This is a genomic window from Lysobacter sp. GQ73 (genome assembly GCF_059758755.1).
This window is the reverse complement of record NZ_JCAXEE010000003.1, coordinates 190,162-202,246: the sequence shown is the minus strand read 5'-3', so window position 1 is coordinate 202,246 and position 12,085 is coordinate 190,162. Positions and strand designations below refer to the sequence as shown.

Below are 12,085 nucleotides of genomic sequence, written 5' to 3'. Positions count from 1 at the left end.
GCCGAAAGAGTCGAGACCCTGTACGACGGCCAATGGCTGCGGATGATGCGCCGCGGCCACTGGGAGTACGCCGAACGCACCCACGGCAAGGGCATGGCGGTGATCATCGTCGCGGTGACGCCGGAGGACCGGATCCTGTTCGTCGAGCAGTACCGCGTCCCGCTGGCCGCGCGCACCATCGAAATGCCGGCTGGCCTGGTCGGCGACGACCACGCCCACGACACCCTCGAATCGGCCGCCAGCCGCGAGCTGGTCGAGGAAACCGGTTGGGAACCGGCCCGCGTCGAAGTGCTGCTGACCGGCCCGACCTCGGCCGGCATGAGCAGCGAACGCATCGCCTTCGTCCGCGCCACCGGCCTGCGCAAGGTCGGCGACGGCGGCGGCATCGACGGCGAAGACATCCTGGTCCACGAAGTCCCGCGCGCCGAGGCCCCGGCCTGGCTGATGCGCAAGCAGGCCGAAGGCTTCGAGCTCGACCTGAAGCTCTGGGCGGGCCTGTGGATGATCGACCGCAACCCGGACGGCAGCGCCGCCTGAGCGAGGGGCGCCTGGAGGGGACGGCGGCATAGCGACGACGGCTGCGTGGGTGGTTACGACGAGATGTTGCTGATGCGGGGTCCGCCTTTGTAGGAGCGAGGTGAGTCGCGACTGCGGCCGCGCAGAGAAAACCGAGCCGTCGCCCACTGTCGAAGCGGCGTGCTTGCGCCAGGGTAGGAGCGGCGCAAGCCGCGACCGCTATATCTCAATGTCGCGTCGTCTTCGGGTGCGCCCCTGTAGGAGCGACGTGAGTCGCGACCGCGACGCGCAGAGATGATGGGGCCGTCGCCATTCGCCGAGGCGGAGTGCTTGCGCCAGGGTAGGAGCGGCGCAAGCCGCGACCGCCCTATCTCAATGTCGCGTCGTCTTCGGGTGCGCCCCTGTAGGAGCGACGTGAGTCGCGACCGCGACGCGCAGAGATGATGGGGCCGTCGCCATTCGCCGAGGCGGAGTGCTTGCGCCAGGGTAGGAGCGGCGCAAGCCGCGACCGCCATGTCCCAATGTCGCGTCGTCTTCGGGTGTGCTCCTGTAGGAGCGGCGTGAGTCGCGACCGCGAACGCGCAGAGATGACGGGGCCGTCGCCGTTCGCCGAGGCGGCGTGCTTGCGCCAGGGCAGGAGCGGCGCGAGCCGCGACCGCCATGTCCCGATGTCGCGTCGTCTTCGGGTGCGCCCCTGTAGGAGCGACGTGAGTCGCGACCGCGACGCGCAGAGATGATGGGGCCGTCGCCGTTCGCCGAGGCGGAGTGCTTGCGCCAGGGTAGGAGCGGCGCAAGCCGCGACCGCCATATCTCAATGTCGCGTCGTCTTCGGGTGTGCCCCTGTAGGGGCGACGTGAGTCGCGACCGCGACGCGCAGAGATGACGGGGCCATCGCCGTTTGCCGAGGTGACTTGCTCGCGCCAGGGTAGGAGCGGCGCGAGCCGCGACCGCCCTATCTCAATGTCGCGTCGTCTTCGGGTGTGCTCCTGTAGGAGCGACGTGAGTCGCGACCGCGACGCGCAGAGATGATGGGGCCGTCGCCGTTCGCCGAGGCGGAGTGCTTGCGCCAGGGTAGCAGCGGCGCGAGCCGCGACTGCGTCGTTACGGTCTTGCGGCGCCTCTTTCGTCTAATCGATCAATATCAAGATCAAACCCAAAGCTTCCGCCACTAAAGCGGCGGATTACTTTCTTTTGTCATAAGCAACAAAAGAAAGGTAACCAAAGAAGTTGCTTTGTTTTGAATCACCAGCCCGCACTCGCGGTGCTTCCGCGGTGATTTTTCATACGGGACCTCCCTGTCCCGATGAAAAACGGCCCGCATCCCTGCGGGCCGCCCTGTGGGTCTTCTGTTGCCTCCGCGAGCGCCAAGCTGCATACGGCAAAGGCAAGGCAAAGCAAGGCAACCGTTGCCAGTTCGCAGCCGCTCTTGGGTAGGTGCAAGGGCCGGTACGGATGCTGCTCCGTCAGCGAACCGCGATCAGGCGAACCGATCCGTCGCCTGCACCAAGGCGTCCACGTTCTCGTCCTCGAACGCCGAATGCCCCGACGCCGGGGTGATCGTCAGCTCGGCTTTCGGCCAAGCTTTCTTCAGTTCCCAGGCGTTCTGCACCGGGCAGACCACGTCGTAGCGGCCGTGCACGATCACGCCCGGAATGTCGGCGATCTTGTGCGCGTCGCGCAGCAACTGGTCTTCGACTTCGAAGAAGCCGCCGTTGACGAAGTAATGGTTCTCGATGCGGGCGAAGGCGAGCGCGAACTTCGCGTCTTCGTGGCCGCTGACGAAATCGTCGTCGACGTGCAGGAAACTGGTCGCGCCTTCCCATACGCTCCAGGCGCGCGCGGCGTCGAGACGGGTCTTTTCGTCTTCGCTGGTCAGGCGGCGATGGAAGGCGCTGATCAGGTCGTGGCGCTCAACCGACGGGATTGCATTGACGTAATGCTCCCACGCATCCGGGAACAGGCGCGAGGCGCCTTCCTGGTAGAACCACTCCAGCTCCCAGCGGCGCAACATGAAAATCCCGCGCAGGACCAGTTCGGTCACGCGCTGCGGATGGGTTTCGGCATAGGCCAGCGCCAAGGTCGAGCCCCAGGAGCCGCCGAACACCTGCCAGCGGTCGATGCCGAGCTTGGCGCGCAGTTTCTCGATGTCGGCGACGAGCTCCCAGGTGCCGTTGTCGACCAGATCGGCGTGCGGGGTCGAACGGCCGCTGCCGCGCTGATCGAACAGGACGATGCGGTACTTGGCCGGGTCGTGGAAACGGCGCATCTTCGGGCTGCAACCCGCGCCGGGGCCGCCGTGCAACAGCACCACCGGCTTGCCGTCGGGATTGCCGCACTGTTCGTAGTACAGGGTGTGGCGGTCGTCGACCTGGATCGTGCCGGTGTCGAAGGGTTCGATCTCGGGATAGAGCGTGCGCATCGCAGGCCTCGCAGTCGGAATACGGGAAGTCTAACGGCACCCGGCCGCGATGGCGTGACCCGATCGGGCGTCGGCAACCCCGGTCGCAGGCCCGAGTCAAGCACCGGGCATACGCGCCAGGCTGACGCGGTCGCGATCTTCCAGGTCGCGTTCGGTGACCGCATCGGCCAGGCCGGCCGCGGTCAACAAGGCGCGCACCTCCGCGCCCTGCTCCCAGCCGTGTTCGATCAACAGCCAGCCGCCCGGCCGCAGATGCGCCGGCGCTTCGCCGGCGATCACGCGGATCGCATCGAGCCCGTCGGCGCCGGATGCCAGCGCGGTCAGCGGCTCGTGACGCAGGTCGCCCTGCTGCAGATGGATGTCGCCGTCCTCGATGTACGGCGGGTTGCTCGCGATCAGGTCGAAGCGTTCGCCCGCCAACGGCGCGAACCAGTCGCCGTGGCGGCATTCGACATTATTCAATCGCAGCGAGGCCGCGTTCGCGCGCGCGACCTCGAGCGCCTCCATGCTGAAGTCGACCGCGATCACCCGCGCGCGCGGACGCTCGAAGGCCAGCGCCAGGGCGATCGCGCCGCTGCCGGTGCCGAGGTCGGCCACCGTAAGGTCGCGGTCTTCGGGCAGGCGCGCCAGAGCCAGTTCGACCAGGCGTTCGGTCTCCGGACGCGGGATCAGCGTCGCCGGCGTCACCGCCAGGTCGAAACGCCAGAAGCCGCGCTGGCCGAGCAGATAGGCCACCGGTTCGCCGGCGATACGACGCTCCACCAGGCGCCGATAGCCCTGCGCGGCGACCGCATCCATCACATGATCGTCGTGGGCGAACAGCCAGCTGCGCGGTCGGCCCAGCGCATGCGCGAGCAACATCTCGGCCTCGCCGCGGCCGATCAGCGCGCGCGCCCGGCACAAGGCGGCGTCGACGCGTTCGGCGCCACTGTCGCGGTGCGGGTCGGAAGGGGAAGTCATCGCCGCATCCTACGCGAGCCGGCCGCGGATGCGCGGGTCTGCGTACCCGGTTATGCGGGCACGATGCCGTATCGCCCTGCCCGTCCGTACATCGCTCGGCGAGCGTCCTCGCAAGCACACTCGTACTCGCGTCGATCCATCTCCGCGGCAGCGTCGCCGCGCGAAACCCTGTTGCGGCGCAGCGCGCCCGGACGCCGCAGCGCGCGGTGCGTCTCGGTTTCGCGATCTTCGGTCACCACGCGCAGCGCTTTGATTGAGCGGGAAAAAATCCGGGACACGCCGCATTTAAACGTTTTTACCCTTATTTAAATCGATCCAAATGTTGACACGCCGATTTTGCCGCTCCCAATGTCGCCGCGTCGCCGCTCATCGGCGGCAGGGAGCGCGTCGTCGCGGTAGGAGCTCATCGCTCGCCACCGCCAGCCAACGCGCATCGATGCCATCGCGTCACGCCGTGACGTCCACTGCAGGGGATCGCTCCATGCCGAAATCGAACCAGCACCTTCCGAATCGCCCCCACTCCACCGGTGCCGAAGCCCGACGGCCCACGCGCGCTTTGCCTGCCTTGATCGCACCGGCGCTGATGACGCTCGCCCTGACCGCCGTCGCACCGGCCGCGCACGCCGCCGAGTCGGCGATCTTCGGCGGCGGACCGTTCTATTCCGGCGGCCAGGCCGTGATCAACGACCTGCGCAACTCCGGTTTCACCACGGTGTTCCTGTGGAGCATCCATATCGAGGCCAACGGCGACTTGGTCTACAACGACATCCCGATCGTCAGGAACGGCGCCTACATCGGTGCCGATGCCGATTGGCCGGCGCGGCTGGCCTCGTTGAAGACCGCGCCGACTTCGGTCAAGCGGGTCGAGGTTTCGATCGGCGCCTGGGGCGTGCCCGACTTCGAGCGCATGGCCAACCTGGCCAACGGCACCGCCGCCGGCTGCGGCACCACGATCGTCTGCGGCACCGGCAGCACCAGCATCCTTTACCGCAACTTCCAGGCGCTGAAGACCGCCACCGGCGCCGACGCGGTCAACTTCGACGACGAAAGCCATTACAACGTCGCCGACACCACCAAGTTCGGCCAGATGCTGGTCGGGCTCGGCTACAAGATCACCTTCGCGCCGTACACCAACACCAGCTTCTGGCGAGGAGTCAAAGACAATCTCGGCGCCTCGGTCGATCGCATCTACCTGCAGGTCTACGACGGCGGCGCCGGCAACGACCCGGCGAGCTGGAACACGGCGATGGGCATGACCGTCATGCCCGGCCTGTGGACCAAGCACGGTAGCGGCTGCACCGCCGGCGACAGTCCGGCGCAGGTGCAGACCCGCATGGCCGGCTGGAAGACCAGCGCCGGCATCAGCGGCGGCTTCCTGTGGCTATACGACGACATCCAGAAGTGCTGGGCCCAGGGCACGACCGCGCAGTACGCCGCCGCGATCAACAACGCGGTCAGCGGCAACACCGCGCCGGTGGCGAATTTCGGCGTCAGCGTCAACGGCCTGACCGCGAGCTTCAGCGACTCCTCGAGCGACAGCGACGGCAGCATCGCCTCGCGCAGCTGGAACTTCGGCGACGGCTCGACATCGACCGCAACCAACCCGACCCGCACCTATGCCAGCGCCGGCAACTACACCGTCTCTCTGACCGTTACCGACAACGGCGACGCGACCCATACCAAGACCCAGACCGTCTCGGTCGGCAGCGGCAACGTCAACCTGGCTCTCAACAAGCCCGCGACCGGCTCGACCGCCTGCAACAGCAGCGAAGGCCCGGCGAAGGCGGTCAACGGCAGCACCTCCGGCGGCAACACCGACAAGTTCTGCTCGCTGGCGGCGTCGTCCTGGCTGCAAGTCGACCTGGGCTCGGCGCAGACCGTCAGCAGTTTCGTGATCAAACACGCCGGCGCCGGCGGCGAATCCACCGCCTGGAACACCAAGGCCTTCACCATCCAGACCTCGACCAACGCCAGCACCTGGAGCACCCCGGTCACGGTGAGCGCCAACACCGCCAGCACCTCGACCCATTCGATCGGCGCCACCTCGGCCCGCTACATCAAGCTCAACATCGGCACCCCGACCCAGAACGGCGACCCGGCGACGCGGATTTACGAGTTCGAGGTGCGTTGAGAGCGACCGCGAAACCGGCGACGGTTGCCGTTGCCGTAGCTGCGCGTGGCTGCGCGCTAGCGAAGGCAGTAGAAGACCCAAAGGGCGGCGCGCAGGGATGCGCGCCGTTTTTCATCGGGACAGGGATGTCCCGCATCGAACACGCGGGCCCTTGATTCAAGGAAAAGCACTTTTCTTTGGTTAGCTTTCTTTCGTTGCTTTAGACAAAAGAAAGTAACCCGCCGCTTTAGTGGTGGAAGCTTTAGGTTTGATCTTGATCAGCATCTTTCTGGTCGGGACACCGCGAGATAGAGCAACGATGTCGCGGCTTGCGCCGCTTCTACCTGACGGGCCGCGGCCGGCATCGGCGCGAGGTGAGAGGTCGCAGTCGCGACTCACGTCGCTCCTACAGGGACGGACCCGGAGACGACGCGAGAGTCGGACATGGCGGTCGCGGCTTGCGCCGCTCCTACAGAGCGAGCCCGCACCAGGCCCAACGCGATGTGGCGAATCCCCCTGTAGGAGCGGCGTGAGCCGCGACCAAGCAACACGCAGAAGCAACACGACCTGCCCACAAACGAAATCGCCGGCATTCGCCGGCGATTTCGAAGCAACATCGAACTGATCGATCGTATCAACCGATCACATCTGCTCCAAGGTCACCGCCACCGCATGCACCACCGCGCCGATCTTCAGCGAACTCTGCACGCCCTGGGCGCTGACCTCGTGCTTGCGTACGACCTTCTCGTGCGAATCCATGCAGGCGCCGCAACCGTTGATCGCCGACACCGCCAGCGAAGCCAGTTCGAAGGTCATCTTGTCGATGCCCGGGTTGGCCATGACGTTCATGCGCAGGCCGGCGCGCAACTGGCCGTACTCTTCGTTCTGGATGAGGTGGGTGGCGCGGTAATAGATGTTGTTCATCGCCATCACCGCTGCCGCGGCCTTGGCGCCGTTGATTTCTTCCGGCGACAGCTGCTCGGCGGCGAAGGCTTCGATCGCCGCGGCCAGCGGCTTGTGGCGCGAGGCGATCGCCGAGGCCAGGGCGATGGCGCGGATCTGCTTGCCGTCCAGGCCCGGCGAACCGGCGTCGCTGAGCACGCTGTCGAGGTTGAGCTTGAGGTCCTTGGCGTAATCGGGAAGCGAGTTGCGAAGATCGGAAAGGCTCATCGGAGAACTCCTGGAATCGGCGGGGGATCGTCGGGTCGCGGCGGCACGGGACGGCGGCCGCGGGGACCGGGCACGCGCCATCGCCTGGCGGGCATGCGCATCGCGCACGGCTGGCTGGCTGGGAAACGACACGAACGGGATGGAGCGGATAGGAACAGTCGGGGCGAACCCCGACTGCGGGCATCCCGCACGGGAGGGAGGGAGGACCGGCGAGGCCGGCCCGCATGCGGGACTACTTTGAGAACTGCGCTGGCGGCGGGCCGCCAGCGCAGGCAGAACCAGAGGGGAGCCGGGTCACGGAATCCGGCTCCGCGGGGAATCACTCCCGGGTCGTGCGATCCGAACGGATCAGGCGACCTTGAGGGTGCTCTCGCCCTGGGTCCAGTTGCAGGGGCACAGCTCGTCGGTCTGCAGGGCGTCCAGCACGCGCAGGACTTCCTGCGGGTTGCGGCCGACCGAACCGTCGGTGACGTAGACGAAACGGATGACGCCTTCCGGATCGACCAGGAAGGTGGCGCGCTGGGCGACGCCGTCTTCCGAGAGGATGCCGAGGGCCGAAGTCAGGTCCTTCTTGATGTCGGCGAGCATGGGGAACGGCAGGTCGCGCAGGTCCTTGTGGTCCTTGCGCCATGCCAGATGCACGAACTCGCTGTCGGTCGAGGCGGCCAGCACCTGGCAGTCACGGTCGAGGAACTGCTGGTTCAGGTCGCCGAAGCCCTTGATCTCGGTCGGGCAGACGAAGGTGAAGTCCTTCGGGTAGAAGAACACCAGCAGCCACTTGCCCTTGTAGGTGTCGTTGTCGATGTCGGCGAACGCGGTGTCGAGGTTTTCGATACCGACGGTGGCCTTGACCTTGAATTTCGGGAACTTTTCGCCGATCGAAAGCATTCGGATGACTCCTTGAAGGGATGGGAGGGATGAACAGGGGGGTTGCTGCCGAAGGAACAACTCAGGGGTCGTATGTTGCACCCCAGCAATTGATTACTGAAATGAATTGTTCCTATTATGGCGATAGTCTATGTCAATTGGCGACCATCGATGAACCTGCGTGATCTCAAATATCTGGTCGCCTTGGCCGATCACAAGCATTTTGGGCGCGCCGCCGCCGCGAGCTTCGTGAGCCAGCCCACGCTTTCGACCCAGATCAAGAAGCTCGAGGAAGAACTCGGCGTGTCGCTGGTCGAGCGCGCGCCGCGCCGGGTCATGCTGACCCCGGTGGGGCGCGACATCGCCGAGCGCGCGCGCAAGGTCATCGCCGACGTCGAGCAGATGAGCGAGATCGCCCGTCGCAGCCAGGACCCGGAAGCCGGCACGGTGCGGCTGGGGCTGTTTCCCACCCTCGGTCCTTACTTGCTGCCGCATGTGGTGCCGGGGCTGCGCAAGCGCTTCCCGCGCCTGGAATTGCTGTTGGTCGAGGAAAAGACCGACCAGATTCTGGCCCGGCTGCGCGACGGCCGCCTCGACGCCGGCCTGCTGGCGCTGCCGATCCACGACGACCAGTTGCATGTCGAACCGCTGTTCGACGAGCCCTTCCTGCTGGCGGTGCCGCAACAGCACCCGATGGCCGGGCGCGACACCCTCGAACTGCACGATCTCGACGATCAGCACCTGCTGCTGCTCGAAGAAGGCCATTGCCTGCGCGACCAGGCGCTCGACGTCTGCCGCATGTCCGGCGCCGACGAGCGCGACGGCTTTCGCGCCACCAGCCTGGAGACCCTGCGGCAGATGGTCGCCGCCGGGGTCGGCATCACCTTGCTGCCGATGCTCGCGGTGCAGCCGCCGGTGCCGCAATCGCCCGATATCCACCTGCTGCGCTTCGCCGGCGACCCGCCGCACCGGCAGATCGGCATGCTGTGGCGGCGCAGTTCGGCCATGTCGGATTTCCTGCTGCAGTTGGCCGAGGAACTGCGCAAGTTGCCGGCCTCGTTGCTGCAGCCGCCGCGCGGTAACGGCCACGGCGCGCGCAAGCCGGCTCGGAACACGCGATGAGCCCACGTGCCTGGGTCGTGTGTTGCCTGATCCTGAGCGCGATCGGCTGGTGGTACTCGCCGGTGTCGCCGCGTCCGTTGCACTTCCCCGCCCCGGCCGATGGCGCGAGCATCGACTGCCCGATGCCGCCGCGCGTGGCCGACGGGGCCGAACCCCTGCAGACTCCAGTGCCCGCTTCACTGCAGCCGTTCCGGCTCGAACCGGGTGCGGCGACGCCGCTGGCCGGTTTCAGCATCGACGGCCGGGTGCTGTCGCGGCGCGACTACCGGATGGGACGCGAGGCCGAATTCTCGCCGACCGACCTCGCGATCGGCTGGGGGCGGATGCGCGAGGACACGGTCCTGTCGCAACTCGACATCACCCAGGAAGTGCGTTTCCTGACCTATCGCTATTACGGCAAGCCGCCGATTCCGGTCGAGGAGATGCAACGCTCGGTCGGCAATCTGCACATCATTCCGGCCAGCGCCGAAGTCGCCCGCGCGCTCAAGCGCGTGCGCAAGGACCAGCGCGTGCGCGTCGACGGCTGGCTGGTGCGGGTCGAGAACGAGCAAGGCCTGCGCTGGGACAGCTCGATGAGCCGCACCGACAGCGGTAAGGGCGCCTGCGAGCTGGTCTACGCCTGCTCGATCCAGGTCTATTGATCGAGGCCTAGCGGTCCACGGATGCAGGCCTACCGAGCGCCGGTGCCGGCCGACGGGCCGTTATCCTCGCTTCCTCCGGCCTAAGGGTCTGGCGCAAACGCGTTGGCCGGGGCCGTCGGCCGGTAGCCGCGCATCTCGCCGTCGACCAAAAGAAACGGCGCGCCGAAGTGCGCCGTCTCGGGCTTCCCGGGATTCGCCCTGCTCAGACGACCACGCCGATCGGGCAACTCACTCCGGTGCCGCCGAGGCCGCAATAGCCCATCGGATTCTTCGACAGATATTGCTGGTGCTCGTTCTCGGCGTAGTAGAACGTCGGTGCCGGGTGCACGATCTCAGTGGTGATCTCGCCGTACCCGGCCTCGCGCAACTTCGCCTGGAAGGCATCGCGACTGGCCAGGGCGGCCTGGTACTGGCACTCGGTCTCGCAATACAGCGCCGACCGGTACTGCGTGCCTTCGTCGTTGCCTTGGCGCATGCCCTGGGTGGGGTCGTGACTCTCCCAGAACACCCTGAGCAGATCCTCGAATGCGATCAGCTTCGGGTCGTAGACCACCAACACCGCTTCGGTGTGCCCGGTCTGACCGCCGCAGACCTCGCGATAACTCGGATGGGGGGTGTAACCGCCCGAATACCCGACCGCCGTCGTGAATACCCCCGGCAGCGACCAGAACTTGCGTTCGGCGCCCCAGAAGCAACCCATCCCGAACTGGACCCGCGCCAGCCCTTCGAAATCGTCGCGCAACGGCCGCCCCAGGACATGATGGACATTGTCCAGCGGCAGCGGCGTACCGCGCCCGGGCAACGCATCTTCACGTTGCGGCATGCGCTGTTTGAACGCGCCCACGCCAGGAATGGAGGAACCGGCCATCGTCTTGTCTCCGTCTGCGTCGAAGGACGCCGTGCGGTTGAAATGTGGGGATCGGGGCCGGGATTCAAGCGGGTGGGTTGGCTTCGAGTTGGCAGCGCCCGGCATCACCCCGCCCACCCCGGTTTTGCTTTCGGCCTTGGATTTGGCCTTGGCTTTGGCCGTGCGCCGCCGCGCACTAGCGAAGGCAATCGAAGACCCGGAGGGCGGCCCGCAGGGATGCGGGCCGTTTTTCATCGGGACAGGGATGTCCCGTATGAAAAATCACCGCGGAGGCATCGCTCGTGCGGGCCCTTGACTCAAAGAAAAGCATTTTTCTTTGGTTACCTTTCTTTTGTTGCTTTAGACAAAAGAAAGTAACCCGCCGCTTTAGTGGCGGAAGCTTTGGGTTTGATCTTGATCTTGATGTTGATCTTCCACGAAGTATGCGCCGCGAGCCCGCAACGGCGCGGTCGCGGCTCGCGCCGCTCCTACCCCGCGAAAAATTATCCCTTCGATCGATCACGAAGGCATTGCGGCCTCTACATGTCCCGTGGTCGCGGCTTGCGCCGCTCCTACCCTTCGAGAGTGCCCCCGCTTCTACGAACGATGACGGCCACGTCGCCTCTGCGCGTTCCGCGGTCGCGACTTACGTCGCTCCTACAGGGGATGGACTCACGGCATTGCGTTGCAAGCGTCAGGCCTATGTAGGAGCGACGTAAGTCGCGACCACGACGCCTCAATCTCGCGCCGATGCCGACGCCAGCCCATCAGGGTAGGAGCGACGCAAGTCGCGACCGCGCAGGCTCCCGATCGCCTCGCCACCCGCCTGAAAACATGCGCCATCGCAACGCGAGCCGCGCCCCCCAACCCTCAGTAATGCAACAACGCATGCACCGGCGCATCGCCCGACCAGCGTTCGCGGCCGCGCAGCGCGTCGAGTTCGATCAACACGCTCGCGCCGACCAGCACCGCGTCCAGCCGCTCGACCAGTTCGCGCGCGGCCGCCAGGGTGCCGCCGGTGGCCAGGACGTCGTCGACCAGCAGGGTGCGTTCGCCGGGCTTCAGGGCATCGCTGCGCACCTGCAACTGGTCGCGGCCGTATTCCAGTTCGTATTCGACCGCGATCAACGGCGGCGGCAGCTTGCCCGGCTTGCGCACGGGCACGAAGCCGGCGTGCAGCTTCTGCGCCAGGGCGGCGCCGAAGATGAAACCGCGCGACTCGATGCCGCACACGGCCTGCACGCCGCTGCCCTGCCAGGGTTCGGCCAGGGCGTCGATGCAGCGCGCGAAACCGCCGGCGTCGGCCAGCAGCGGGGTGATGTCGCGAAAGGTCACGCCCGGCTTGGGGAAATCGGCGACCGCGCGGATCAGCGCATCGATGCTTTTCAGGGAGTCGTTCTTCAGGGGTTCGTTCATGCGCTTACCTTGCCGCA

At 66.4% G+C, this 12,085-nt stretch carries 10 protein-coding genes; 4 read left to right on the top strand and 6 right to left on the bottom strand.

Features of this window, described 5'->3' with window-relative positions:
* The first annotated feature begins 42 nt into the window (after positions 1-42).
* On the top strand, positions 43-537 hold the full coding sequence (locus AC6CH2_RS10750; protein WP_435396565.1) for an NUDIX hydrolase: 495 nt from the start codon (positions 43-45) through the stop codon (positions 535-537).
* A gap of 1,456 nt (positions 538-1,993) precedes the next feature.
* On the opposite strand, the gene pip is transcribed toward AC6CH2_RS10750, so the two are convergent.
* A complete protein-coding gene (gene pip, locus AC6CH2_RS10745) occupies positions 1,994-2,935 on the bottom strand; it encodes a prolyl aminopeptidase (RefSeq protein ID WP_031374220.1) in 942 nt (313 codons plus the stop codon).
* A 96-nt stretch (positions 2,936-3,031) separates the two neighbouring features.
* Positions 3,032-3,895, bottom strand: coding sequence for a peptide chain release factor N(5)-glutamine methyltransferase (gene prmC, locus AC6CH2_RS10740; RefSeq protein ID WP_498269247.1), 864 nt, complete (start codon positions 3,893-3,895; stop codon positions 3,032-3,034).
* Positions 3,896-4,478: 583 nt separating this feature from the next.
* Here prmC and AC6CH2_RS10735 point away from each other — a divergent pair.
* A complete protein-coding gene (locus tag AC6CH2_RS10735) occupies positions 4,479-6,026 on the top strand; it encodes a PKD domain-containing protein (protein WP_498269246.1) in 1,548 nt (515 codons plus the stop codon).
* Between the two features lie 621 nt (positions 6,027-6,647).
* Here AC6CH2_RS10735 and ahpD read toward each other — a convergent pair.
* Both ahpD and AC6CH2_RS10725 read right to left on the bottom strand, forming a co-directional pair.
* Positions 6,648-7,175 carry an alkylhydroperoxidase, AhpD family gene (gene ahpD / locus AC6CH2_RS10730; RefSeq protein ID WP_498269245.1) on the bottom strand — a complete coding sequence of 176 codons (528 nt, stop codon included), beginning with the start codon at positions 7,173-7,175 and terminating at the stop codon, positions 6,648-6,650.
* 348 nt (positions 7,176-7,523) lie between these two features.
* On the bottom strand, positions 7,524-8,063 hold the full coding sequence (locus AC6CH2_RS10725) for a peroxiredoxin (protein ID WP_435396559.1): 540 nt from the start codon (positions 8,061-8,063) through the stop codon (positions 7,524-7,526).
* A 150-nt stretch (positions 8,064-8,213) separates the two neighbouring features.
* On the opposite strand from AC6CH2_RS10725, the gene AC6CH2_RS10720 reads away from it, so the two are divergent.
* Together AC6CH2_RS10720 and AC6CH2_RS10715 are read left to right on the top strand one after the other, a co-directional pair.
* Positions 8,214-9,164, top strand: coding sequence for a LysR substrate-binding domain-containing protein (locus AC6CH2_RS10720; RefSeq protein WP_498269244.1), 951 nt, complete (start codon positions 8,214-8,216; stop codon positions 9,162-9,164).
* Positions 9,161-9,805 (top strand): hypothetical protein, encoded by a 645-nt coding sequence (locus AC6CH2_RS10715; protein ID WP_498269243.1) that lies wholly within the window; start codon positions 9,161-9,163, stop codon positions 9,803-9,805. The genes AC6CH2_RS10720 and AC6CH2_RS10715 overlap by 4 nt, the downstream gene beginning before the upstream one ends.
* A 202-nt stretch (positions 9,806-10,007) precedes the next feature.
* Here the strand turns inward: AC6CH2_RS10715 and msrA are convergent, their stop codons facing one another.
* Complete coding sequence (msrA, locus tag AC6CH2_RS10710; RefSeq protein WP_498269242.1) at positions 10,008-10,673, bottom strand: peptide-methionine (S)-S-oxide reductase MsrA; 666 nt, start codon at positions 10,671-10,673, stop codon at positions 10,008-10,010.
* An 849-nt stretch (positions 10,674-11,522) separates the two neighbouring features.
* Positions 11,523-12,068, bottom strand: coding sequence for an adenine phosphoribosyltransferase (locus AC6CH2_RS10705; RefSeq protein WP_435396563.1), 546 nt, complete (start codon positions 12,066-12,068; stop codon positions 11,523-11,525).
* Positions 12,069-12,085: the final 17 nt, after the last annotated feature.

What these genes read in the sequence shown, in the direction of transcription:
- AC6CH2_RS10750 (WP_435396565.1), top strand. Translation starts at nt 43, where the DNA reads ATGATGCGCCGCGGCCACTGGGAGTACGCCGAACGCACCCACGGCAAG.
- pip (WP_031374220.1), bottom strand. Translation starts at nt 2,935, where the DNA reads ATGCGCACGCTCTATCCCGAGATCGAACCCTTCGACACCGGCACGATC.
- prmC (WP_498269247.1), bottom strand. Translation starts at nt 3,895, where the DNA reads ATGACTTCCCCTTCCGACCCGCACCGCGACAGTGGCGCCGAACGCGTC.
- AC6CH2_RS10735 (WP_498269246.1), top strand. Translation starts at nt 4,479, where the DNA reads ATGACGCTCGCCCTGACCGCCGTCGCACCGGCCGCGCACGCCGCCGAG.
- ahpD (WP_498269245.1), bottom strand. Translation starts at nt 7,175, where the DNA reads ATGAGCCTTTCCGATCTTCGCAACTCGCTTCCCGATTACGCCAAGGAC.
- AC6CH2_RS10725 (WP_435396559.1), bottom strand. Translation starts at nt 8,063, where the DNA reads ATGCTTTCGATCGGCGAAAAGTTCCCGAAATTCAAGGTCAAGGCCACC.
- AC6CH2_RS10720 (WP_498269244.1), top strand. Translation starts at nt 8,214, where the DNA reads ATGAACCTGCGTGATCTCAAATATCTGGTCGCCTTGGCCGATCACAAG.
- AC6CH2_RS10715 (WP_498269243.1), top strand. Translation starts at nt 9,161, where the DNA reads ATGAGCCCACGTGCCTGGGTCGTGTGTTGCCTGATCCTGAGCGCGATC.
- msrA (WP_498269242.1), bottom strand. Translation starts at nt 10,673, where the DNA reads ATGGCCGGTTCCTCCATTCCTGGCGTGGGCGCGTTCAAACAGCGCATG.
- AC6CH2_RS10705 (WP_435396563.1), bottom strand. Translation starts at nt 12,068, where the DNA reads ATGAACGAACCCCTGAAGAACGACTCCCTGAAAAGCATCGATGCGCTG.